A 21,925-nucleotide genomic window follows, 5' to 3' on the forward strand; every position below is an offset into this window, starting at 1 on the left:
GCGGGTCATGACGGGGTGGTCTCCGCGGGGCCGCGGAGTTCGCTGTGCACGTCCACGACGCCCTCCACCGTTCTGGACAGCCGTTCGGCGGCAGGGATCAGCGCGGTGTCGCGGACGGTTCCGCTGAGGGTCACGCGTCCTTCGGCCACGTCGACGCGGATGTTGCGGTGCGAGACGGGGAAGAGAGGGTTGATCACTTCCTGTCTCACCTCATCGGCAAGTTCCTCATCCGTTCGCAGGAACACTTTGAGCAGGTCGACCCGGCTCACGATGCCTTTGAGTACCCCTTGCGTGTCCACGACCGGCAGGCGTTTGACCCCGTGGCGTGCCATGAGGCGGGCGGCCTCGGGGAGGGTGGCGTTCGCCGGGACGGTGACGGCGGGAGAGGACATGAGATCTCGGGCTGCGACGGCCCCTGCCTTGGCGTAGTCGAGCAGGCGTTCGCTCTGGCTGATCATGGTGGCGTCCTGGGCCCGCAGTTCCTCCTTCGTCAGGAGGTCGGCTTCGGAGATCACTCCTACCACCCGTCCTTCGCCTTCCAGGACGGGGACGGCGGTGACCTGCCACTGGTTCATGGCGGTCACGATCTCCTTGAACCTGGCGTCGAGGCCCACCGCGATGACCGTCTGCGTCATCACGTCGTGCACGGTGTGTGGTGACCGGCGGGTCATGGTGTTCCCCCTTGCGAAGGGCGCGGGCTGCTGCCGGGCACCACGGCTACGGGGCAGTCCGCGTGGTGCAGGAGGGTGTGGGCGACCCTGCCCAGCTGCATTCCGAACTGGCTGTGGCGCCGGCGGGCGCCGACCACCAGGAGGTCGGCCGCCGCGGAATGTCGAAGGAGTGCTTTGCGCGCGGGTCCTTCCGCGGTGATCCGGTGCACAGGGACGTCCGGGTGGTCGTGTGCCGCCGCCGCCAGTGCCTCCTCCAGCAGTGCCGACGCCCGCTCCTGGTGGTCTCGGTCGGGGTCGGCGGCCAGAAGCGGGTGGTCGGTGCTCTCGTGGGCCGGGCAGCGCCACGCGCGCACCACGTCGAGTGTGCACCGTCTGAGCCGTGCCTCGGTGAACGCGAACCGTACGGCCGGCGAATCCAGGTCCGCGTCTCCGATGCCGAGCAGAACCCGGCCGTGTGTACCGTCCAGGCCTGCCTCGTCTCCGCGGACCACCACGGTGGGGCAGTGTGCTCCGGCCGCTACGGCGAGACTCACCGATCCCAGGAGCAGCCCGGGGATTTCCCCTCGCCCTCTGGTTCCCGTGACCAGGGCGAAGGCCTGACGCCCCTCGCTCAGCAGGGCGCCGACGGGGTCCTTGTCCTGTACGTCGGTGGTGACCAGCAGTTCCGGTGCCCGGCGGCGCAGGCGCTCCGCGGTGGAGCCGACGATGTTGTCGGCCAGCACCTTTCCGTCCGGGCGGGACAGGCTCCCTGCCAGAGCGGCCCCCTCGTAGTGCTGCCACTTCGAGGCGTACACCAGGCGCAGGGGGAGGTCGTGCAGCAGTGCTTCGTCCGCTGCCCAGTCGGCGGCTTGGAGGCTGGAGTCGCTGCCGTCCACTCCTGCCACCAAAGACGACGTCATCGTCCCCACCGCCTTTCCCGGAATTCGTTGCGCTTAGGGCTACCGTCGCACCGTGCCTGTATCGGTCCCAGGGCCGACCGGACCCCACACGTGCCCGGGCGGCCCCGGGACACCACGCGGCCGTCGGCGGACGATGATGGTGCCGGAGCGGGGCGCGGGGGTCTGAACGGCTGCTGCGGGGGCTGTCGTTGCCGTGTCCGGTGCCGGTGGGCGGGTTATCGCTCGGCGTCCGCCTGGCGTCGGCCGTTCAGCGGCTCGAGCGGAACCGTCCAGGTCAGCCGGGTGCCGCCCTGGCGTGGTCTGCTCGTCTCGAAGTGGCCGCCGGCTGCCCGGGCCCGTTCTTCGATGTTGCTCAGTCCGCTGGATCTCACGTCCACCGGCATGCCGACACCGTTGTCCGTGACCGTCAGCGTCAGCCGGCCGGGAGTGACGCGCAGATGCACCTCGACCGAACTCGCCCGTGCGTAGCGGGCGGCGTTGCTCAGTGCCTCGACGAGTACCGCCACCACGTGATCGGCCAGGGTCATGGACACGTGGGTTTCCACGAGGCCTTCGATCTGCAGTGCGGGGGCGAAGCCCAGCGGTGCAGCGGATGCTTCGACGGCCTGTGCGATTCGGGTGCGCAGGCCTTGGGGGGCTGTGCCGGCGGTCTCGTGTGTGCGGAGGCCGAAGATGGTGGAGCGAATGATCTTGATTGTCGTGTCCAGATCGTTCACCGCTCTGCGGAGCCGCTGTTCGGCTTGCGGATGGGTGACGAGGCGTTGCACTCCCTGCAGTGTCATGCCGGTGGCGAACAGTCGTTGGATCGCGAGGTCGTGGAGGTCGCGCGCTATGCGGTCGCGGTCCTCCAGCAGGGTCATCTGTTCCGCGTCCTTGCGGCGTTCGGCCAGTTCCATGGCCAGTGATGCCTGGCGTGCGAAGGCGGTCAGGGGCTCGGTCTCCTCGGGCGAGTAGGGGTTCTCCCCCTTTTTGCGGGCCAGGAGCAGGACTCCGCGTACGACGGTTCCCGATCCGATGGGTACGGCCACGGCCGGCCCGAGGCCGGCCCATCGTGCGGCGTCGTCCCCGCTGCGTGGATCGCTCTCGATGTCGTGGCTCTGCGATGCCCCGTCATGGGCGAAGGCGGTACCGAGGTAGCCCTCGTGCATGGGCACGAACGTGCCGTGATGCGATTCGGCTTCGTCGCCGGTTGCCAGCACGATCCGCAGCCGGCCCGTTCCCTCCACGGGGACGGCGACGATCCCCAGGTCCGCGGAGACGTTCGCGCGGGCACGGTCGATGATGAGGCTCAGTACCTCGGCCCGGGGGCTGCCGGAGAGCAGGCTGTTGGTGACTTCGGATCCTGCGGCGAGCCAGCGTGCCTGGCTGCGGGATTCCTCGTAGAGCCGTGAGTTCTCGATGGCGATGCCCGCGGCGGCGGCCAGGGTCTGCAGCACCGCTTGGTCCTCTGCGGTGAATGCGCGGTCACCGCGCTTCTGGGTGAGGTAGAGGGTGCCGAAGACCTCACCGCGTACCTGGATCGGCGCGCCCAGGAAGGGGTGCGTCGGTGGGTGGGGGGCGTGTGGTGGCGGGGGTTCGGGCGGTTGTGCCGGGCGGAGGGGTTCGGGGTGGCGGATCGGTGTGCCCAGCAGGCCGTGGCCGTTGGGCAGGGGGCCTATGGCGGCCCGTTGTTCATCGCTCACGCCGGCCGGCAGGAATTCCGGGAGCATGTGGTTCTCGCTGGTGACGCCGAGGGCGCCGTACTCGGCGTCCACGAGGACGGTGGCCGCCTCGACGACGCGGCGCAGGACCTGTGGCAGTTCGAGTCCGCGGCCGACGGAGAGAACCGCCTCCAGGAGGTCGTGAATCCTGTGCCGGGAGCCGTCGGCGACGTCGATGTGGGTGGGTAGTGGGCTCAGGGGTTCGTCGGTCGCCGGATGGGTGTCCTGACTACGTTCGGTCACGACACCTCCTGTGTCGACTACCGGGTCCTCACAGCCCCAGCGTAAGACCCGGGGCGTCGGGGCGCCCTCCTTCCTGCCGGGGTGCCGGGCCGGGGGCCGCTGTCCGAGCCGAACGGGCTCCGTGGGGAGATACTGGGCGTGATCGGACTGGAGGTTGCACAGTGTGCAGCCGTTATCACAGGGGTGGCGATGGATGCCGACATACCCGCCCGCACCGCCATAGAGGACGTCACGCGGGTTTTCGTGCTGGACGATCATGAGGTCGTTCGCTGTGGTCTGCGTGATCTGCTCGATTGCGAACCGGACCTGACGGTGGTGGGTGAGGCCGCGACGGCTGAGCAGGCCATCGCTCGTGGTCCGGCGTTGCGACCTGATGTGGCGGTTCTCGACGTCCGGTTGCGGGACGGTGACGGGATCGGGGTGTGCAGGGAGTTGCGTTCCCGTCTGCCGGACCTCGCCTGCCTGATGTTGACCTCGTTCGACGAGGAGGACGCGTTGCTGGATTCCATCATGGCGGGTGCGGCGGGGTATGTGCTCAAGGACATCAGGGGCACTGACCTGGTGGCGGCGGTTCGTACCGTGGCGACGGGGCAGTCGATGCTCGACCCGGCGACCACGGCACATCTCATGCGGTCGCTTCGTTCCCCGGCGGAGGCTCACTGCGGGCAGGACGAGCGGTTGTCGGTGCTGTCGGACCGGGAGAAGGCGGTGCTGGAGCTGATCGGTGAGGGGCTCACCAACCGGCAGATCAGCAAGAGGCTCTACCTCTCCGAGAAGACGGTCAAGAACCACATCTCCCGTCTTCTGGCGAAACTGGGGGTGGAGCGCCGTGTGCAGGCTGCGGTCATCGCGACGCAGGTGCATGAGCAGTCGCAGCAGCACTGATCGTGGCGGGCCGCCCGGCCGGGTGGTCCGGTGCCGCGGCAGGCAACGTCTGCCCGTCAGGGAGCGGCGTCGGGTGCGTGCTCCGGGCGTGCCGGCCGGAAGTCCTCGTACTGGACGTACTTGGGCTTTCGGCCGGTGCGGCGGGAGTGCGTGCCGGGCGTCGCGGCGGGGCGAACGTCGCCTGGTGCGGCACTAGCGGGGTGGGGAGCCCACACCGTGTGCGGGAGTGCCCAGGACCACTTTCAGGGCGCCGGTGTCGGTGGCCCGGGAGAAGACGTCGTAGGCCTCTTCCATCTGCGAGGGTGCGAACCGGTGGGTGACCAGCGCGGACGATGCGGGGAGCCGTCCGGCTGCCATCATCTGCAGGAGCAGCGGGGTGGAGTGAGTGTCCACCAGCCCGGTGGTGATCGTCACGTCCTTGGACCAGAGGTCTTCGAGGTGGAGGGTGGCCGGTTTTCCATGTACGCCCACGTTGGCGACATGGCCGCCCGGTCGTACCATGCGGGTGCACTGTTCGAAGGCTTCCGGGACACCGACCGCTTCGACGACGACGTCCGCTCTGAGGTTGTCGGTGAGGTCGTCGACCAGGAGTTCGGGGTCCTCGTCCGCGCCGATGGTGACGTCGGCGCCCACCGCGCGGGCTGCCTGGAGCCGGGATTCGGCGAGGTCGACGGCGATCACCCTGCGCGGGGTGTAGAGGCGGGCCGTCGCGATGGTGGCGAGTCCGATCGGTCCCGCGCCGACCACGACCACGGTGTCCCCCGGGCTGACTCGTCCGTTCAGCACACCGACCTCGTAGGCGGTGGGGAGGATGTCGGCCAGCAGTACGGCGTCCTCGCTGCTCACGGCGTTGGGCAGCGGGTGGAGGGACAGGTCGGCGAAGGGGACCCGTACGTATTCGGCCTGGGTTCCGTCGATCTGGTGTCCCAGGATCCATCCGCCGCCTCCGAGGCATTGTCCGAAGCGGTTCTCGCGGCAGAAGCGGCAGCGGCCGCATGCGGTGATGCAGGAGATCAGTACCCGGTCGCCCGGGCGGACGCTGCGGACGTCGCCTCCGGTCTCCACCACTTCTCCCACTGCCTCGTGGCCGAGGACGGTGCCGGGTCTCACCTCGGGTACGTCTCCTTTCATGATGTGCAGGTCCGTTCCGCAGATGGTGACGGCGTCGACGCGGATCACCGCGTCTGCCGCGTCCTGGATGCCGGGGTCGGGCACGTCCTGCCAGGACTTCTGTCCCTTCCCGTGGAAGACCAGTGCCTTCATGGCGTTTCCCCTCTCCGGTGGTGCGGGCGTAGCTCCACGTTCGCGACTCGGGGGGCAGGGCGCTTGGGCCGGTCGGGACCCGGCCGGCCGTCATGCGCCCCCTTTTTTTTCCGTCCGGGCGGGAGGTCGCCGGGGGTGGGGGCCCGGTCCCCGGCCGGCGGGGTGGGCGGTCTTCGTGGGGGTGTGGGGGGTGCTGGGTATCGGTCGTGGCTCAGTCCCAGGGTGTGTGCAGGAAGATGCTGTCCCCGGGTTCCACGGAAACGGCCCGGTCGGGCAGTTGGACGTCGAGCGGTGACTCGTCCGAGTCCGGGACGCTGACCTGCAGTCGTCCTGGTTCTATGCCCAGGCGGATCCCCCAGTGGCCCCGGTAGCGCAGGCCGATCCCGTAGACCGGGAGGGGGCGCAGCGGTACCGGGTCGAGCCATAGGGCGCCCCCGCGGGTTTCCAGTCCTGTCAGTCCTCTTTGTACGAGGTCGAGTGTTCCGCCCATGGCGCCGAGGTGGATCCCCTCGGCTGTTGATCCGCCGTACAGGTTGGCGATGTCGCTCCTCAGTGCTTCGTGGACGTAGGTCCAGGCTTCCTTCTGGTGTGCTCTTGCCAGGACCCATCCGTGGACCAGGCCGCTGAGGGTGGAGCCGTGGCTGGTGCGGCGCAGGTAGTAGTGGATGGTGCGGTTCCAGGTGGTGTCGTCCAGTTCGTAGCCGAGCCGGCGCAGGATGCCGCGGAGTTCCGTGGCCGAGAAGAGGTAGCCGAGCATGAGGGTGTCCGCCTGTTTGGAGGCTTGGTAGCGGTTGACCGTGTCGCCTTCTTCTTCCAGGATCCGGTCGAGCCGCCGGATGTCCCCGTTGCGTTTGCGGTACCTGTCCCAGTCCAGCTCGTCCAGGTCGCCGAAGCCGTCGAACTGGCTGATGACACCGTCGTGGAAGGGCACGGAAAGGCGGCGTGAGACGTCTTCCCAGCGGGACAGCTCCGCGTCGTCGAGGCCGGTTCGTTCGCGTAGTTCCTCGCGTCGTGGCTCCGGCAGCTCTTGCAGGACCTCAAGGCTCCGGGCGAGGACCCACGCTGCCAGCACGTTGGTGTAGGCGTTGTCGTCCAGGCCGGGGGCCGCTGAACGGGGGTAGGCGTCGTGGTATTCGTCGGGCCCCATCACGCCTTTGATGCGGTAGCGGTCGCGTTCTTTGTCCCAGGTGGCGAAACCGGCCCAGAACCGGGATATCTGGGTCAGCATTTCAGCGCCCTTGGTGTACAGGAATTCTGTGTCCCCGCTGGCCTCGCAGTACTGAAGGATGTTGTACGCAATCGCGGATCCTATGTGGTACTGCAGCCTGGAACGATCCGGCAGCCAGTGTCCCGACAGGGGGTTGAGGTGCAGCACCTGGGCTTCTTCCCGGCCGTCGCTGCCGCTCTGCCACGGGTACTGGGCTCCTGCTCTGCCGCTCTCGCGTGCGGTCCTGCAGGCCCGCCCGAGTCTGCGGTAGCGATACATGAGCAGGGCCCGGGAGACCTCCGGGAAATGCAGGTTCAGATACGGCAGGACGAATACCTCGTCCCAGAAGACATGGCCTCGGTACGCTTCTCCGTGGAGTCCACGAGCGGGTACGCCCACGTCCATGTCCGCGCTGTGCGGGGACACCGACTGCAGAACGTGGAAGAGGTGCATGCCGAGAATCCGGCCGGCCTCCCCCGGCACGTCGAGTTCCGCGCGGCGCCATAGCTGGGACCATGCCGTGACGTGGGTGGTGAGCAGGGAGTCGAAGTCGGGGGCCAGCCGGACCCTGTCGATCGCGGCGTTCAGGGGATCGCTGATCGCCGGATCCCGGGAGGTGTGGAGTGCGACGACCTTGTCGACCGTGCGGGGCTCGCCGGGTGCCAGGGCGAGCCGCACGGAGTGCACCGCCCGCGTGGGCTCCTGGACACGCACGACGTCGTCGGGAGGTGTGCCGGTCGCGCGCAGGGTGGCCGCCAGCCCCACCCGGATGTCCGAGGTGCTGGTCCGGCAGCTCAGCCACCCGATACCGGACCGGCTGGAGCCGGTCCGCACGTGCGCCACGTGGTTTCCCGCGAGCTGCCGGTACCGCGCGACGCCGGCGTTGGTCACCGAGCCGTCCAGGGCCGCCTCCACCTCGATGTCTGCGGACCAGTCCCCCTCGGCGGTGAACTCCGTGCGCAGCGCCGCGAGATGCGCATCACCCATATGGACGAGCCGGACCTGCCGGACAGCCAGGACACGGCCGTCCTGGGACCGGTGCCGCATCCTGCGCTCCAGGGTGCCCGCCCGCACGTCCAGCGTCTGTTTGTACGTGAGGAGGGAGCTGCTGTCGGGGGTGAACCAGGGAAGTGGGCCCTGCGGGCCCAGGAGACGGAAGCGCAGGGGCAGCCAGTTGGGCAGATTGGCCATGTCCTCGTTCTCCACGTATCTCCCGGCCACGTGGGAGACGAGCCGGTCGTAACAGCCGGCGACATACGTGCCGGGGTAGTGGACCTCGTCGGCAGCGCACTCGGGTGCCGCACCCCGGGTGGCGAAGAATCCGTTCCCCAGCGTGCACAACGTCTCACGCAAGCGCTCCTGGGCAGGGTCGTACCCCTCGTACTCCCATACATGTCCTGTGAACATATCTGGTCCCTCGTCAGAGACGAACAGGCCCCGCGTACCTGGAATGCGCCCCTCAACCGTAGCCGCCTTCGTGGAGGAGCGGTATCGCATGCCGGTGTGATGATCCACAGGCTTGGGGGGGCGGCACGCGCGAAGAGGTACCCGGTCGGTCCTCGTGCAGGGCCGCACAGCCCTTCCCGCGTCCTGGTCCCGCCGACCACACTGGGGGCCGGGCGGTCACCGTCGCCCTCGACCGGCTCCGGTCATCCGCATGGAGGGTTCGCCCCGTGAGGTACTCCGGCCGGGCAGGAAGGCGATGGCGACATGCCGAGGAGACTGTCGATGCGTCATCGCACCGTGGCGGACTTGATGACCCCCCTGGTGGTCAGTGTCCAGTGCGGCACCACGTTCAAGGAAATCGTCCGTCTCCTCGACGAGTTCGGCATCACCGCGGTGCCCGTGGTGGACGAGAGGAGGTGTCCGGTGGGCGTCGTCTCGGAGGCGGACCTGCTCAGAAGGCGCAGGATGGGCCGCGGGGAGCACACCGCTGTCGGTCTGATGAGCCGTCCGGTCATCACCGCGATGCCCCATTGGAGTGTTGTGCGTGCCGCCCGGATCATGGAACAGAACCGGGTCAAACGTCTGCCGGTGGTCAACGGTGAAGGCCGGACGGTGGGCGTCCTGAGCCGCAGCGACCTCCTGCGGCTCTTCCTGCGCGAGGACCGCGCCATCCAGAGGGAGATCCTCGAGGAGGTCCTGACGCAGACGCCCGGCGTCAGCCCTTCGTCCCTGACCGTCGAGGTGTCCGACGGGATCGTGACGCTCAGCGGCACGGTGCACCGGCGCAGTCTGGTGCCCGTCGTCCTGCGGCTGTGCGGAAGCGTCGACGGGGTCGTGGACGTGGTGGACCGGCTCCGTCACGAGGACGATGACATGCCGGCCGGTCCGGCCGGCCGTGAGAGCGAGGAGAGCTCCTGATGAACCGGAGCATCACCGTCGGTCTGGACGGCAGCGCCGAAAGCGTGGCCGCGGCCCGCTGGGCGGCGCAGGAGGCAGGTGTCCGCGGCCGTCCCCTGCTCCTGGTCCACTGCGAGGAGTGGTCGTCGCCGGCCGGGCTGCCCGCGTCGGGCTCCGATGTGCGTGAGCGGTGGGCACAGGCTCTTCTGCTCGAGGCCTTCGACGTTCTGCACGAAGCCCATCCCCGGCTGGAGATCGGCTGGAGGTCCGTCGACGGCCCGCCGGCGGCCTCGCTCGCGGGTATGGCACCCGGCGCCGAGATGCTCGTCCTGGGCTCGCGCGGGCTGGGTACCCTGTCCGGCTACGTACTGGGTTCCGTCGGCCTGGCGGTGATCCGTGCCACGGAAAGGCCCGTTGTCCTGGTGCGCAGGACGCACGAGAGTTCCGGAGCCTCTTGCGCGGACCGCCCGGTCCTGGTGGCTGTCGATGTCGACCGGCCGTGTGATGCCCTTTTCGCCTTCGCCTTCGAGGAGGCGGCAAGCCGGGGCTGCCCCCTGATCGCACTGCACAGCCGGCCCGCTCCCCTGTCGATGGGGTCCGGGGCGGGCTTCGGTCCCGAGGTCACGGCGGAGATCTCCAGCCGTGCGCGCGCGGGTCTCCAGGACGTGCTGAAGCCCTGGCGGGACAGGTTTCCCGCGGTCGCCGTGGAAGCGCGGGCGGCGATCGGCCGCGCCGCGGTGCAGATCCTGGAAGCCGGTGCCGGTGCGGGTCTCATCGTCGTCGGGCGCCGCGTGCGCGGGGCCCCGGCCGGCGCGCGCATAGGGCCGGTCACCCACGCCGTCGTCCATCACGCCCCCGCCCCCGTCGTCGTGATCGCTCATCCGTGAGGCGTTCGGCGTGGCAACTGTTCTCCTGCGCCGAGGAGTCGGGGCGCCCGCCTTCGTCACCGGCCGGTCCTGGGTGCGGCTGGGAGGACACCGTGGAGCGTCATCGTGTTCAGGCCAAAGCGGTCGTGAGACAGCCGCCCCCTTTGTCCCGGCCGGCCGGGCATGCGTTCGCATGCCTGCCCCGTCACGGCCGGAATGCGCCGCGGGACGATCTGGGGTACTCCTCGAATCATGAGGGAGCCGTGTGCGTGCCTCGCTGACGCCCGCACGGCGTGTCCCTCGTCGCACGATACGCAGGAGGTCGTCATGGAGCCAGTGATCACGGTCGCCCCGGACGGCTCACCGCAGGGCCTGGCCGCGGCTCACCGGGCGGCCGGCGAGGCCGGGCGGCGAAACCTCCCGCCGAACGTGGTGTACGCCTGGGCGATGCCGGCACCCGTCGTTCCTCATGACTGAGCCGGGCCGGCGCGGGGAGCCGGGCGGCCCGGCGCACCACGCCTTCGCATCCGCGTCCGGGGCCGGTGGCGTTCCTGCCAGGCCGCTGCGGCGGGCCGAGGTCTGCGAGACCCACACCGCGGTCGTGTTCTTCCTCGGTGACCGCGCGTACAAGGTCAAGAAGCCGGTCGACCTGGAGTTCCTCGACTACACCACCGTCGAGGCCCGGCGGGCCGCGTGCGCACACGAAGTCGCTCTCAACCGTCCCTTCGCCCCCGACGTCTATCTGGGCCTGGGGGAATTTCGTGGTCCGCAGGCGGAGCCGCCGGAACCTGTCGTGGTGATGCGCCGCATGCCGGCGGAGCGCCGGCTGTCTCGGCTCGTGCGCGACGGCGTGGATGTCGATGACACCTTGCGGGCCGTCGCCCGGCTCCTGGCGGCCCATCACGCGGGCGCGTCGCGTACCCCGGAGGTAGATGCCCAGGGCACTCGGGATGCTCTCTCCTCGCGCTGGGAGGCGAGCTTCGCGCAGGTCCGCACGCTGGCTGATCACGGTCATCTGCCCGAGGGTGTGGCGCAGATCGAGCAGTTGGTCCGCCGGTATCTCGCCGGGCGGGAGCGGTTGTTCGACATGCGTATCGAGCAGGGCCGGATCGTCGACGGTCACGGGGACCTGCTCGCCGAGGACATCTTCTGCCTCCAGGACGGCCCCCGGGTCCTGGACTGCCTGGAGTTCGACGACCATCTGCGCTATGTGGACGGCATCGACGACGCCGCGTTCCTGGCCATGGACCTGGAGCAGCTCGATGCCCCCCGCAGGGCGGCGTTCTTCCTCGCCCGGTACAGCGAGTACTCGGGTGACCCGGCACCGCCGTCCCTTCGGCACCACTACGTCGCCTACCGCGCGTTCGTCCGCGCGAAGGTCTCCCTCATCCAGGCCGTTCAGGGTGCGCCTGGCGCGGAGGCCGCCGCCCGGCGACTGATCGCGGCGGCCCTGCGCCACCTGCGTACCTCCGCCGTCGGCCTGACCCTCGTGGGTGGGCTCCCGGGCAGTGGGAAGTCCACACTCTCCGGTGTCCTGGCCGATCGGCTGGGGGCGACGCTGCTGAGCAGCGACCGTCTGCGTAAGGAACTCGCGGGTCTTCCCGCGGAACGGTCTGCCGCGGCCCCCTACGGTCAGGGGCTGTACGCCCCTGAGTGGACGGCCAGGACGTATGCGGCCCTCCTTGAGCGTGCGTCCGCTCTCATGATCCGTGGGGAGTCGGTGGTGCTTGATGCCACGTGGTCGGACGTGAGGCAGCGCGAAGCCGCTGAGCGTACGGCCGAGCGGGCCGGCGCCGGCCTCGTGGCCCTGCGCTGTGAGGTTCCGGGCGAGGTGATGGCAGCCCGTCTGGGCACTCGTGCCCCTGGTGCGTCCGACGCCGGCCTGGAGGTGGCCACCGCGATCGCGGAGTCGGAGCAGCCGTGGCCGCAGGCGGTCGTCATCGACACCAGTGGTCCGTTGGAGGCGGCGGCCGTCCGGGCCTTTGCGGCGGTGCGTCCGTTCGATGCTGCTCAGGACCTGGTCTTTCGCAGGCCCTACATGGAGCCGGGGTAGGGGCGGGGGGTGTCGACCTGGATGTGCCCTCGCGGAACGCCGGGACGCGGAAGCGGGCGGCCCGCGGTACCCCGGCCGCGTACGGGCTCCTGCTCTTTGGAGGGATTGTGGAGGCTGGCGATGAGGGTCTCTGAGCCGATGAGTCATCCGGTGGTGTCTGTTCCCACGGGGACGCCCGTGGGGCAGGTGGCCCGTGAGATGGCCGAACGCAATGTGGGCTCGGTGATGGTCACCGAGGACGGGGCGCTGCGCGGTGTCGTCACCGACCGCGATCTCGTGGTGCGTGTTCTCGCCGGGGGGCTGGACGCGGACGAGAGGGTCGATTCGGTGATGACGTCGCCTGTGATCACGCTGGGCGTGAGCGACGACATCCATGTGGCCTACCGGACCTTCCGCAGGGCCGGTGTCCGTCGCCTGCCCGTGCTGGACGAGGAGGAACGGATCGTGGGCGTGCTGACCGTGGACGACGTCCTCATCGACGTTTTCCAGCGGTTTGCCGATCTGTTGGGGCCGGTTGCGTGGAGCGTCCTGGAGGAACCGCCCGGGCCGCCCTCTGCGGGCGTGCCTCCGCGCGGACGGTAGCCCCTCGCGTCTTCGGCTGCCGCTCCTGCCCCGGCTGCGTCACGGTTGCGCGGCGGGCACCGGGGCTGCTTCCGGTGTCCGGGTTCATGTCCGGGTTCACCGCCTGCGGGCCCGTGGCCTTTGCCCGCAGGCGGTGGGCCCGCTCACTGTCCGTGCGTCCGGTGGACGGCTGTCCGGGAGGTCCGCCCGGCGGCGAACCCGGCCAGGCCCGCACCGGCGGCCAGTCCGAGGCCTGCGGGGCCCACTGGTCCGGTGTCCAGGACGGACCGCAGGAAGGGCACGTACAGGGCGGCACCGGCCAGCAGGGCCGAGGCGAGGACGGACAGCGGCAGGAAGGGGTTGCGCCGGGTCAGCAGACGGGCCCGTAGCCCGAGCACGACGCCGAGCTGGCCGGCGAGGAGCGCGAGGAACAGGACGCTCTGCCAGCGCAGGTCAAGGGCCTTCGCTGCGAGAGCGGCGCCGAGGCAGGTCGTGGAGACGACGAGTGCGATCATGAGGAGCCGCTGCCAGGCGCCGGCCCCCAGGATGTGCTGTCCGGGCGGGCGCGGTGGTCGTCCCATGGCTCCCGGTGAGGCGGGTTCGGCGCCCATGGCCACACCGGTCAGGCCGTGGGTGAGCAGGTTGATCCACAGGATCTGTCCGGCCCGCAGGGGCAGGGGCAGTCCCAGGACGGGGCCGGCCAGCATGACGAGGATCTCGGCCATGCCTCCGGCCAGGCCGTAGACGAGGAAGCGGCGGATGTTGTCGTAGACCCGTCTGCCTTCCTCGACGGCGCCGACGACGGTGGACAGTTCGTCGTCGGTCAGGACGAGGTCGGCCGCTTGGCGGGCGACCTCGGTGCCGCGCGCGCCCATGGCGACGCCGATGTCGGCCTGGTGCAGGGCGGGGCCGTCGTTGACTCCGTCGCCGGTCATGGCGGTGACGGCGCCGTGGGACCGCCACGCCTCGACGATGTCCAGCTTCTGCTTGGGGTCGGTGCGGGCGAAGACGGTGACCCGGGTGAGGTCCGGGGTGAGCCCTGCGGCCACGTCGGGCCCTGTCACCACGTGTCCGGTGTCCTGCTGTGTGAGGAGGCCGACCGCTTTCGCTACGTGACGGGCGGTGGCGGGGTGGTCGCCGGTGATGAGTACGGGCGTGATTCCCGCGGTGCGGCAGGCTGCGAGGGTGGCGGCCGCGGTGGGCTTGGGGGGATCGCTCATGGCGACCAGGCCCAGCAGTCGCAGTGCGCTCTCCGCGTCGGCTTCCTGGGGCGGCGGGGCGTCACGTACACCGGACGCCACGGCCAGGACCCGGTATCCGTCTGTCGCGAGGCGTGCGGACTCCTCCCGTGCCCGGTGCAGGAGTGCTGCGCTCCCGGCGAGGACGGCGGGGTCCAGGACGGACTCCGGGGCTCCTTTGAGGCAGACCAGGATCTGGCCCTTCTCCAGCTGGTGCAGGGTCGACATTCGTTTGCGCAGGCTGTCGAAGGGGGTTTCGCCGATCCTGGGACGGGTGACGGCGAGGGTGCGGGGGTCGGGGCAGCCGGCTTTGGCCGCCGCGGCCAGGAGGGCGGCCTCGGTGGGGTCGCCCACCGCCTGCCACCGTCCGCCGTCGCGCTCGCCCCTGGCGGGGGTGTGGTGCTCGTCGGGGGGACGCAGTGTGGCGTCGTTGCACAGCGCCGCGACGGTCAGCAGGTCTCGTACCGGCTCCAGTTCGGCTGGGGTCGGTGGGCGCCCGCCGGCCCGGATGTCCCCTTCGGGCTCGTACCCGGCACCGTCGATGTCCACGGTGCCCCCGGGTGTCCAGACGTGCTGGACCACCATGCGTCCCTCGGTCAGCGTGCCCGTCTTGTCGGTGGCGAGCACGCTGACCGAGCCCAGGGTCTCCACGGCGGGCAGGCGGCGTACCAGCGCGTGCCGGGCGGCCATGCGGCGGGCGCCGAGCGCGAGGGCCAGGGTGACGACCGCCGGCAGGGACTCGGGGACGGCAGCGACGGCGAGGCTGATCGCGGTGACCGCCATGGTGCCCGGCGGGAGCCCCCGCAGGAGGCCCAGGACGAACACCAGGGCGCACAGGGTCAGGGTGGCGGCGGCCAGAACGCGTCCCAGGGAGGCGAGCCTTCGCTGGAGCGGGGTCGGCTCGCGCCGGGTGTCCAGGAGGGCGGCGATCCGCCCCAGGGCGCTGGCGCTCCCGGTGGCGGTGACGACGGCGACGCCTCTGCCGCGTACCGCGACGGTTCCGGCACTGAGTTCACCCGGTGCTTCCTTGTCGACGGGAACGGACTCGCCGGTGAGCATGGACTCGTCGACCAGGAGTGCGGACGCCTGTGCCAGGCGGGCATCGGCGGCGATGATGTCTCCCTCGCCGACCAGCAGGACATCCCCGGGGACGACGGTCGCCGCAGGCACTTCCCGGGCCTCGCCGTCGCGGCGTACCCGCCCGTTCGGGGCGGAAAGCTCCGAGAGCGAGGCCACCGCACGATCGGCCCTGATCTCCTGTGCCACACCGACAGTGGTGTTCACGACGACGACGAGGGCGATCACCAGAGCGTCGGGGTGGTCGCCGATGGTGAGGGTGAGGACGATCGCGCCCAGCAGCACCAGGATGAGCGGGTCGCGCAACTGGGACAGCACCCTGGTGTGCAGCCGTACGGCCGCTTGTGCCACGACCTCGTTGCGGCCCGCCTCGACGAGCCGCCGCGCGGCTTCCTCGCTGCTGAGCCCGGCGGGGTCCTGTGTGGTGGCGGAGGCTGTTGTGGGGGCTCCCATGGCCTGCTCACTCGAGGTGGGCGGTGATCTCACGGTGTGGGTGCGGTGCGCCGGTGCGCGTTTTTCGACGGTTCCCCCGCAAAGTGCCGGAGGACAGCTCCCACCCTCGTCCCGGCCGGTGCGCCCCGAGAGGGCCGCACGGGGCAGCGAGGGGGACCGAAGGTCCCCGCGGTCTCCTTCCCTCCGGGTCCCGTGCCCGGCGGCTGTGTCGTCCTTCGTGGCCCGCTGTGTGTCCTGCCCCGGGCCGGAGGCTCCCCAGGTGAGCGCCGTCTTTTGATCCGGTTCGCCACCACCGCCGCGGACGTGCGGGGGGCCGCCATGGGGGGTGTGAAGGCGGGTCCGGCCTACGACGCCCCCGGGGGGGCTGGTCCGGGACGGCGGCTTCGGGGGCGTCGTCCTCACGCCGGTGCTCAGTCCGCTGCTCGGGGATGGGCTTGGGCCCTTTCGGTCCTCTTCGAGCCCTGTCGGCCCCTCTCCTGCTGACGGGTGCCACGGGACGCTGGGGGGTGAGGTCCTCGACGGCCTCCCAGGAGACAGCCGGCTACCACGAGAGGCACAGATGACCGCCCAGGTCGGTGTGGGTGTGGACGGCTCGCCCGAGAGCCTCGCGGCTGCGGCGTGGGCCGCGCGTGAGGCGGTGCTGCGCGAGGTGCCGTTGCGTGTGGTGTGTGTGGAGGAGTCCCCCACCAGCCCTGAGATCCCGCTGTCGTTCGAGCGGCCCCTGCCCCGGCGTGCCCGGGCTCTGCTGCGCGACGCGGCGGAACGGGCCCGCGCAGAGCACCGTGGACTCCCGGTGACCGCCGAGGAGAGGGAGGGCCGGGCCGCCGATGAGCTGACGGAGGTCGCGAATGAGTCGGACCTCATGGTCCTGGGTTCACGGGGGCTGGGGGGAGCCCTCGGGTTCCTGACCGGGTCGGTGTCGCTCGGCGTCGTGGGCAGGGCGGTGCGGCCCGTCGTCCTCGTGCGTGGTCGGGCCGGTCAGGAGCGTGACGCGTCCGCACGGGACTCGGGAGAGGTCACGGTGGGTGTCGATGTCCATGACCCCTGCGCACCCCTGCTCGAGTTCGCGTTCGCCGAGGCCGCGCGCCGGGGCGGCACGCTGCGCGTGCTGCACGCGTGGACCTTGCCCGCCCCCTGGGAGGCGTCCCTCACCGACCGGGACACCGGGGAGGAACCCGGGGTCCCTGTGGCGGCCGGGCTGACGGATCTGCTGGAGCCGTGGCAGGAGCGGTACAGGGACGTCCGGGTCGCCTCCCGGGCCGTGGCCGGTTCCCCCGCGTCCCAGCTCGTCGACGCGTCACGCGACGCTCAACTGGTGATCGTGGGACGCCGGCACAGGAAAGTGATGTTCGGGCCGCATCTGGGCCGGGTGGCGCATGCGGTGATACACCACAGCCCCGCGCCCGTCGCCGTCGTCCCCCTCGGCTGAAGCCCGTGCCGGGTCACGTGGGATCCTCGGTACGGGGCTCCTGCGGCCTTCACCGCCGGCCGGAGGCCGCTCGGGCTCCGCGGGTCAGGGGTGTCCTTTGAAGTGCTGGACGTATGCGTCGGGTCCGGGGAAGATCAGTGTGACCCGTCCGGTGTCCGACCAGCGCACCTCGTAGGGCGGAGTGCCGTCCGCGTGACGCAGCCCGACGATCTCCCCGTCACGTCCTTTGTCGCCCGCGGTGGCCCCGCCGACGACCAGCCGGTCCCCCACGTGCGCCCACAGGCCGGCTCCGGTCGGGGGTTCGGGTCCGTCCGGCCGGGGGCGGGCTCGTCCCGTCATGGCCGTCTCCTCTCGCCAGGGCCGTTCTCCTTTCACTCTCCGCTGCGCCCGGGGTCCCGTCGTGGGGCGAACAGTCCCGGGAAGGGACCCGTTCGGCACTGCCGGGAGGCGGGGCCCGCGCCAGATGGTGAGGAGTGCCGAGATGCCGGCTGGAGGATGACCATGCAGCACCGCACCGTCTTCGAAATCATGACCCACGATGTTGTCACCGTCGGCCCCACTGCCCCGTTCAAGGAGATCGCACGGCTTTTCCATGACCACGACATCTCTGCGGTACCCGTCGTCGACGACAGCCGGCGCGTGCTCGGCGTGGTCTCGGAGGCCGATCTCCTGCGCAACACCGTCGATCTTCCTGATCTGGAAGGCCGCCACCTGGGTATCCGGCTGGTGTCCCAGGATCGTGGGCTGCCCACCGCGGAGACCGCGGCGGAGCTGATGTCCGCGCCTGCGGTCACCGCGCAGCCCACGTGGAACCTCGTCGAGACTGCCCGGGCGATGCACCGCAAGGGGGTGAAGCGGCTCCCTGTGGCGGACGAGACGGGGCGGCTCGTCGGCATCGTCAGCCGCAGCGATCTCCTGCGGCCGTTCCTGCGGCGCGACTCCGCGATCCGCGAGGAGATCGAACACGATGTGCTGCGGTCGACCCTGCGCCTGGCCCCTGACGCCGTCCGTGTGAGCGTCCACGAGGGTGTGGTCACGCTCACCGGGAAGGTCGACGAGCGCGCCAGCCTCCCGGTCATCGAACGGCTCTGCAGGTCCGTCGACGGAGTGGTCGCGCTCCATGGATCGGTCGACTACACCTACGACAACCTCGCCCTGGACGTGGAGCCACCGCGATGACCTCGCGGTGGGTTTGCCCGGTCATGCCCGACTACGACAGCGCCCGTGCCACCTTCGACTGGCAGCAGGCCCGCACCCGGCTCGCGGGACTGCCCGGCGGCGGTGTCAACATCGGCTACGAGGCGGTCGACCGGCATCTGGCCGAAGGGCACGGCGAGCGGGTGGCCCTGCGCTGCGTCGCGCGGGACTGCACGGCCGGCACCTACACCTTCGCCGACCTGGCCGACCAGAGCTCCCGGTTCGCGCACACCCTCGACACCCTCGAGGTGGCGCGCGGCGAGCGGGTGTTCACCCTCCTGGGCCGCGGGGCGCAGTTGTACGCCACCGTGCTGGGCACCCTGCGTGCGGGCCGCGTCGTGTGCCCCCTGTTCACCGCCTTCGGCCCCGAGCCGGTGCGGTTGCGGATGGACCTGGGGGACGCGCGGGTCCTTGTCACCACCCGGGCGCTGTACGAGCGGAAGGTCGCCGCGGTCCGGTCCCGTCTCCCTCACCTGCGGCATGTTCTGCTCACCGACCCGGGGACCGGTCCCCTTCCCCCGGGCACCTCGTCCTTCCCGCAGCTCATGGCCGCCGCGTCCCCCCGCTTCACCGTCGCGACGACCGGTCCGCAGAACCTGGCCCTGCTGCACTTCACCAGCGGCACGACCGGGACCCCCAAGGGGGCGATGCACACCCACGAGGCGGTGCTCGCCCATCAGGTCACCGCGGCGTACGCGCTGGATCTCCATGAGGGCGACGTGTTCTGGTGCACGGCCGACCCCGGCTGGGTGACGGGCATGTCGTACGGCGTCATCGCGCCGCTCACACTCGGTGTGACGACCGTGGCCGACTCAGGGGACTTCGACCCCCGCCGCTGGTACACGATTCTCGCCGGCCAGCGGGTCACCGTCTGGTACACCGCGCCCACGGCGTTGCGGATGCTGATGCGAGCCGCCCCCCAGGCGGCGGGCCGCACACCGCGTGAAGAGTACGATCTGTCGGCTCTCCGCTTCGTCGCCAGCGTCGGCGAACCGCTCAACCCCGAGGCTGTCCGCTGGGGGCAGGAGGCACTCGGGCTGCCTGTTCATGACACGTGGTGGCAGACCGAGACCGGCGCGATCATGATCGCCGGGTTCGCCGCCGACCCGGTGCGCCCCGGTTCCATGGGGCGTCCTGTTCCCGGGGTGGATGCCGCCGTACTGGAGTGCGGCGACGACGACCGGGCCGATGTCACCGACGGTCATGTCCGGGTCGCCGACCGGCCGGGGGTCCGGGGCGAACTCGCGCTGCGCGCGGGCTGGCCGTCGATGTTCCGCGGCTACCTGCACGAACGGCGCCGCTACGAGGCGTGCTTCGCCGACGGGTGGTACCTGACCGGCGATCTGGTCACCCGGGACGCGGACGGCTGGTACTGGTTCGTGGGCCGCTCCGACGACGTCATCAAGTCCGCCGGACACCTGATCGGTCCGTTCGAGGTCGAGAGCGCGCTGATGGAACATCCGGCCGTGGCCGAGGCCGGAGTCATCGGGCGCCCCGACGCTGTGGCCGGCGCGATCGTCAAGGCGTTCGTCTCTCTTCGCCCGGAGTACCCGGCGGATGAGGAACTGCGCCGCGAGCTCCTCGCGTTCGCCCGGCGGCGCCTGGGACCGGCCGTCGCACCGAGGGAGATCGCTTTCGAACCCGACCTGCCCAGGACACGCAGCGGCAAGGTGATGCGCCGGCTGCTCCGGGCCCGTGAACTCGGCCTGCCCGAGGGGGACCTGTCCATGCTGGAGACCACCAGGAGCGGACACGGCGGGCCCGCACGAGGAGGGGACCAGCGATGAGCAGCACACCCGGCACGCCCGCGGGCAGGGCCGCCACCCCGGGGCGGGCGCGTGCCGGCCGGGCCGGGGCGACTGATTCCGCAGCGGTCCACGACCGGCGGCTGCTCCGGGACATGCTCCTCATCCGCCGCTTCGAGGAGCGCTGTGTCGAGCTCTACAGTGCGGCCGCGATCCGGGGCTTCGTGCATCTGTACATCGGGGAGGAGGCAGTCGCCGTCGGTGTCCACCAGTGCCTCACCGAGCGGGACGCGGTGGTGTCCACCTACCGGGAGCACGGGCACGCCCTGGCCCGGGGGGTGCCCGTGCGGGCCGTGATGGCGGAGATGTACGGGCGGGTCACCGGCTGCAGCAAGGGGCGCGGGGGGTCCATGCACCTCTTCGATCCCGCAAGGCGTTTCTACGGCGGCAATGCGATCGTCGGCGGCGGGCTGCCGCTGGCGGCCGGTCTGGCGCTGGCCGACCGGATGCGCGGTGAGGAACAGGTCACGTGCTGTTTCTTCGGAGACGGGGCGTTCGCCGAGGGTGAGTTCCACGAGACGGCGAACCTGGCGGCGCTGTGGGGGCTGCCGGTGCTGTTCGTCTGTGAGAACAACCTGTACGCGATGGGGACGGCGCTCGCCCGGGAGCACGCCCAGACGGATCTCGCGATGCGGGCGGCGTCGTACGGGATGGCGGCCTGGGCCGTGGACGGTATGGACGTGCACGCGGTCCAGGAGGCCGCCCGCCGTGCGGTGACCTCGATCCGTGCGGGAAACGGCCCGCACTTCCTGGAGGCACGCACCTATCGCTTCCGCGCGCACTCGATGTACGACCCGGACCGGTACCGCTCGAAGGACGAGGTCCAGGAGTGGAAGCGGCACGACCCCGTCACCGCTCTGGCCGACAAGCTGCGCGCCGCCGGACGGCTCACCCCGAACAAGCTGAAAAAGGTGGAGCGCGAGGTCACCGAAGAGATCGAGGACGCCGTCAAGGCCGCCGAGCAGGCCCCCCAGGAGCCGGTGGGCGACCTGCTGCGCCATGTGACGGGCCGGGACGAGGAGGGATCATGAGGGCGGGCGGCACCGACGGCGCCGGCGGGAGCGAGGCCACCACCTACCGTGAGGCTCTGCGTGAAGCCCTGCGGGAGGCACTCGGCGCGGACGAGCGGGTCTTCCTGATGGGTGAGGACGTGGGGCGCTACGGGGGCTGCTTCGGCGTCAGTCTCGGGCTGCTCGAGCAGTTCGGCCCGGACCGTGTCCGCGACACCCCTTTGTCCGAGTCCGCGTTCGTCGGTGCCGGGATCGGCGCCGCGCTGGCCGGGATGCGGCCGATCGTGGAGATCATGACGGTCAACTTCAGCCTGCTGGCACTGGACCAGATCCTCAACAACGCGGCCACGCTGCGCCACATGTCGGGCGGGCAGGTCGGTGTTCCGCTCGTGATCCGGATGACCACGGGTGCCGGACGGCAGCTCGCCGCCCAGCACTCGCACAGCCTGGAGGGCTGGTACGCGCACATACCCGGCATCCGGGTCCTCGCGCCGGCGACGCTGCAGGATGCGCGGCTGCTGCTGGCTCCCGCCCTGGCCGACCCCGACCCGGTCCTCATCTTCGAACACGGCACTCTGTACAACACCGCGGGGAATCTCGATCCCGCCGTGCACGCGGTGGATCTGGACCATGCCGCGGTGCCGCGCGAGGGCACGGACCTCACGGTGGTCGCCTACGGCGGCTGTCTGTCCAAGGCGCTCGCCGCGGCCCAGGAACTGGCCGGGGACGGCATCAGTGCCGAGGTGATCGACCTGCGCTCCCTGCGGCCGCTCGACGACGCCACGGTCGTCGGCTCCGTGCGGCGCACCCACCGGGCGGTGGTGGTCGACGAGGGCTGGCGCAGCGGAGGTCTGTCCGCGGAGATCTCGGCTCGGATCACCGAGCAGGCGTTCTTCGATCTGGACGCGCCTGTCGAGCGGGTCTGCAGTGCGGAGGTCCCGATTCCCTACGCCCGGCAGCTGGAGGAGGCCGCTCTGCCGCAGGTGTCGGGGATCGTGGCTGCGGCGCGCCGGGTGGTGGGCTGA

General features: G+C 70.8%; 17 protein-coding genes and 1 pseudogene. 11 read left to right on the forward strand and 7 right to left on the reverse strand.

Going from position 1 to position 21,925, the window contains the following annotated elements; all coding sequences use genetic code 11:
* Nucleotides 1–5 precede the first annotated feature (5 nt).
* The 3 genes from AB0F38_RS12815 to AB0F38_RS12825 form a co-directional block, all read right to left on the reverse strand.
* Nucleotides 6–671 carry a CBS domain-containing protein gene (locus AB0F38_RS12815; RefSeq protein WP_361890943.1) on the reverse strand — a complete coding sequence of 222 codons (666 nt, stop codon included), beginning with the start codon at nucleotides 669–671 and terminating at the stop codon, nucleotides 6–8.
* Complete coding sequence (locus tag AB0F38_RS12820) at nucleotides 668–1,570, reverse strand: universal stress protein (RefSeq protein WP_361890946.1); 903 nt, start codon at nucleotides 1,568–1,570, stop codon at nucleotides 668–670. The genes AB0F38_RS12815 and AB0F38_RS12820 overlap by 4 nt, the downstream gene beginning before the upstream one ends.
* A 215-nt stretch (nucleotides 1,571–1,785) precedes the next feature.
* A complete protein-coding gene (locus AB0F38_RS12825; RefSeq protein WP_361890949.1) occupies nucleotides 1,786–3,513 on the reverse strand; it encodes a GAF domain-containing sensor histidine kinase in 1,728 nt (575 codons plus the stop codon).
* A gap of 189 nt (nucleotides 3,514–3,702) precedes the next feature.
* Between AB0F38_RS12825 and AB0F38_RS12830 the strand changes: the two genes are divergently transcribed.
* On the forward strand, nucleotides 3,703–4,398 hold the full coding sequence (locus AB0F38_RS12830) for a response regulator transcription factor (RefSeq protein ID WP_361891497.1): 696 nt from the start codon (nucleotides 3,703–3,705) through the stop codon (nucleotides 4,396–4,398).
* Nucleotides 4,399–4,590: 192 nt separating this feature from the next.
* Here AB0F38_RS12830 and AB0F38_RS12835 read toward each other — a convergent pair whose 3' ends face one another.
* A complete protein-coding gene (locus tag AB0F38_RS12835) occupies nucleotides 4,591–5,661 on the reverse strand; it encodes a zinc-dependent alcohol dehydrogenase family protein (protein ID WP_361890952.1) in 1,071 nt (356 codons plus the stop codon).
* 211 nt (nucleotides 5,662–5,872) lie between these two features.
* Nucleotides 5,873–8,275: a glycosyl hydrolase family 65 protein gene (locus AB0F38_RS12840; protein ID WP_361890955.1), complete on the reverse strand. Its 2,403-nt coding sequence runs from the start codon at nucleotides 8,273–8,275 to the stop codon at nucleotides 5,873–5,875.
* Nucleotides 8,276–8,596: 321 nt separating this feature from the next.
* Here AB0F38_RS12840 and AB0F38_RS12845 point away from each other — a divergent pair, with 321 nt between their 5' ends.
* From AB0F38_RS12845 to AB0F38_RS12865, 5 genes are all read left to right on the forward strand, one after another.
* The gene (locus AB0F38_RS12845; protein ID WP_361890958.1) at nucleotides 8,597–9,232 is read left to right on the forward strand and encodes a CBS domain-containing protein; all 636 of its coding nucleotides are present in this window, start codon (nucleotides 8,597–8,599) and stop codon (nucleotides 9,230–9,232) included.
* The gene (locus AB0F38_RS12850) at nucleotides 9,232–10,098 is read left to right on the forward strand and encodes a universal stress protein (RefSeq protein WP_361890961.1); all 867 of its coding nucleotides are present in this window, start codon (nucleotides 9,232–9,234) and stop codon (nucleotides 10,096–10,098) included. Before AB0F38_RS12845 ends, AB0F38_RS12850 begins: the two co-directional genes overlap by 1 nt.
* A gap of 306 nt (nucleotides 10,099–10,404) precedes the next feature.
* On the forward strand, nucleotides 10,405–10,554 hold the full coding sequence (locus AB0F38_RS12855) for a hypothetical protein (RefSeq protein WP_361890964.1): 150 nt from the start codon (nucleotides 10,405–10,407) through the stop codon (nucleotides 10,552–10,554).
* Nucleotides 10,547–12,130 carry an AAA family ATPase gene (locus AB0F38_RS12860; RefSeq protein WP_361890967.1) on the forward strand — a complete coding sequence of 528 codons (1,584 nt, stop codon included), beginning with the start codon at nucleotides 10,547–10,549 and terminating at the stop codon, nucleotides 12,128–12,130. Before AB0F38_RS12855 ends, AB0F38_RS12860 begins: the two co-directional genes overlap by 8 nt.
* 138 nt (nucleotides 12,131–12,268) lie before the next feature.
* Nucleotides 12,269–12,712, forward strand: coding sequence for a CBS domain-containing protein (locus AB0F38_RS12865; protein ID WP_361891500.1), 444 nt, complete (start codon nucleotides 12,269–12,271; stop codon nucleotides 12,710–12,712).
* 143 nt (nucleotides 12,713–12,855) lie between these two features.
* Here AB0F38_RS12865 and AB0F38_RS12870 read toward each other — a convergent pair whose 3' ends face one another.
* Entirely contained in the window at nucleotides 12,856–15,459 is a 2,604-nt protein-coding gene (locus tag AB0F38_RS12870; protein WP_361890970.1) for a cation-transporting P-type ATPase, read from the reverse strand.
* Nucleotides 15,460–16,018: 559 nt separating this feature from the next.
* Between AB0F38_RS12870 and AB0F38_RS12875 the strand changes: the two genes are divergently transcribed.
* Nucleotides 16,019–16,888, forward strand: coding sequence for a universal stress protein (locus AB0F38_RS12875; protein WP_361890972.1), 870 nt, complete (start codon nucleotides 16,019–16,021; stop codon nucleotides 16,886–16,888).
* Nucleotides 16,889–16,993: 105 nt separating this feature from the next.
* Here the strand turns inward: AB0F38_RS12875 and AB0F38_RS12880 are convergent.
* Nucleotides 16,994–17,170: pseudogene (locus tag AB0F38_RS12880) on the reverse strand (DUF1918 domain-containing protein); the annotation flags it as partial.
* Between the two features lie 219 nt (nucleotides 17,171–17,389).
* Between AB0F38_RS12880 and AB0F38_RS12885 the strand changes: the two are divergent.
* The 4 genes from AB0F38_RS12885 to AB0F38_RS12900 all read left to right on the forward strand — a co-directional run bounded on the left by AB0F38_RS12885 (nucleotide 17,390) and on the right by AB0F38_RS12900 (nucleotide 21,925).
* Nucleotides 17,390–18,067, forward strand: a complete 678-nt coding sequence (locus AB0F38_RS12885) for a CBS domain-containing protein (protein WP_361890975.1) — start codon at nucleotides 17,390–17,392, stop codon at nucleotides 18,065–18,067.
* A 23-nt stretch (nucleotides 18,068–18,090) separates the two neighbouring features.
* Nucleotides 18,091–19,872, forward strand: a complete 1,782-nt coding sequence (gene acsA / locus AB0F38_RS12890) for an acetate--CoA ligase (RefSeq protein ID WP_361890978.1) — start codon at nucleotides 18,091–18,093, stop codon at nucleotides 19,870–19,872.
* 113 nt (nucleotides 19,873–19,985) lie between these two features.
* Nucleotides 19,986–20,921 carry a pyruvate dehydrogenase (acetyl-transferring) E1 component subunit alpha gene (pdhA, locus tag AB0F38_RS12895; protein ID WP_361891502.1) on the forward strand — a complete coding sequence of 312 codons (936 nt, stop codon included), beginning with the start codon at nucleotides 19,986–19,988 and terminating at the stop codon, nucleotides 20,919–20,921.
* Nucleotides 20,918–21,925, forward strand: coding sequence for a pyruvate dehydrogenase complex E1 component subunit beta (locus tag AB0F38_RS12900; protein ID WP_361890981.1), 1,008 nt, complete (start codon nucleotides 20,918–20,920; stop codon nucleotides 21,923–21,925). Before pdhA ends, AB0F38_RS12900 begins: the two co-directional genes overlap by 4 nt.

The sequence above is a fragment of the Streptomyces sp. NPDC025273 genome, assembly GCF_040638585.1.
In the GTDB taxonomy this organism is placed as follows: domain Bacteria; phylum Actinomycetota; class Actinomycetes; order Streptomycetales; family Streptomycetaceae; genus Streptomyces; species Streptomyces cinereorectus.

What these genes read in the sequence shown, in the direction of transcription:
- AB0F38_RS12815 (WP_361890943.1), bottom strand. Translation starts at nt 671, where the DNA reads ATGACCCGCCGGTCACCACACACCGTGCACGACGTGATGACGCAGACG.
- AB0F38_RS12820 (WP_361890946.1), bottom strand. Translation starts at nt 1,570, where the DNA reads ATGACGTCGTCTTTGGTGGCAGGAGTGGACGGCAGCGACTCCAGCCTC.
- AB0F38_RS12830 (WP_361891497.1), top strand. Translation starts at nt 3,703, where the DNA reads ATGGATGCCGACATACCCGCCCGCACCGCCATAGAGGACGTCACGCGG.
- AB0F38_RS12835 (WP_361890952.1), bottom strand. Translation starts at nt 5,661, where the DNA reads ATGAAGGCACTGGTCTTCCACGGGAAGGGACAGAAGTCCTGGCAGGAC.
- AB0F38_RS12840 (WP_361890955.1), bottom strand. Translation starts at nt 8,275, where the DNA reads ATGTTCACAGGACATGTATGGGAGTACGAGGGGTACGACCCTGCCCAG.
- AB0F38_RS12845 (WP_361890958.1), top strand. Translation starts at nt 8,597, where the DNA reads ATGCGTCATCGCACCGTGGCGGACTTGATGACCCCCCTGGTGGTCAGT.
- AB0F38_RS12850 (WP_361890961.1), top strand. Translation starts at nt 9,232, where the DNA reads ATGAACCGGAGCATCACCGTCGGTCTGGACGGCAGCGCCGAAAGCGTG.
- AB0F38_RS12855 (WP_361890964.1), top strand. Translation starts at nt 10,405, where the DNA reads ATGGAGCCAGTGATCACGGTCGCCCCGGACGGCTCACCGCAGGGCCTG.
- AB0F38_RS12860 (WP_361890967.1), top strand. Translation starts at nt 10,547, where the DNA reads ATGACTGAGCCGGGCCGGCGCGGGGAGCCGGGCGGCCCGGCGCACCAC.
- AB0F38_RS12865 (WP_361891500.1), top strand. Translation starts at nt 12,269, where the DNA reads ATGAGTCATCCGGTGGTGTCTGTTCCCACGGGGACGCCCGTGGGGCAG.
- AB0F38_RS12870 (WP_361890970.1), bottom strand. Translation starts at nt 15,459, where the DNA reads ATGGGAGCCCCCACAACAGCCTCCGCCACCACACAGGACCCCGCCGGG.
- AB0F38_RS12875 (WP_361890972.1), top strand. Translation starts at nt 16,019, where the DNA reads ATGACCGCCCAGGTCGGTGTGGGTGTGGACGGCTCGCCCGAGAGCCTC.
- AB0F38_RS12885 (WP_361890975.1), top strand. Translation starts at nt 17,390, where the DNA reads ATGCAGCACCGCACCGTCTTCGAAATCATGACCCACGATGTTGTCACC.
- acsA (WP_361890978.1), top strand. Translation starts at nt 18,091, where the DNA reads ATGCCCGACTACGACAGCGCCCGTGCCACCTTCGACTGGCAGCAGGCC.
- pdhA (WP_361891502.1), top strand. Translation starts at nt 19,986, where the DNA reads ATGCTCCTCATCCGCCGCTTCGAGGAGCGCTGTGTCGAGCTCTACAGT.
- AB0F38_RS12900 (WP_361890981.1), top strand. Translation starts at nt 20,918, where the DNA reads ATGAGGGCGGGCGGCACCGACGGCGCCGGCGGGAGCGAGGCCACCACC.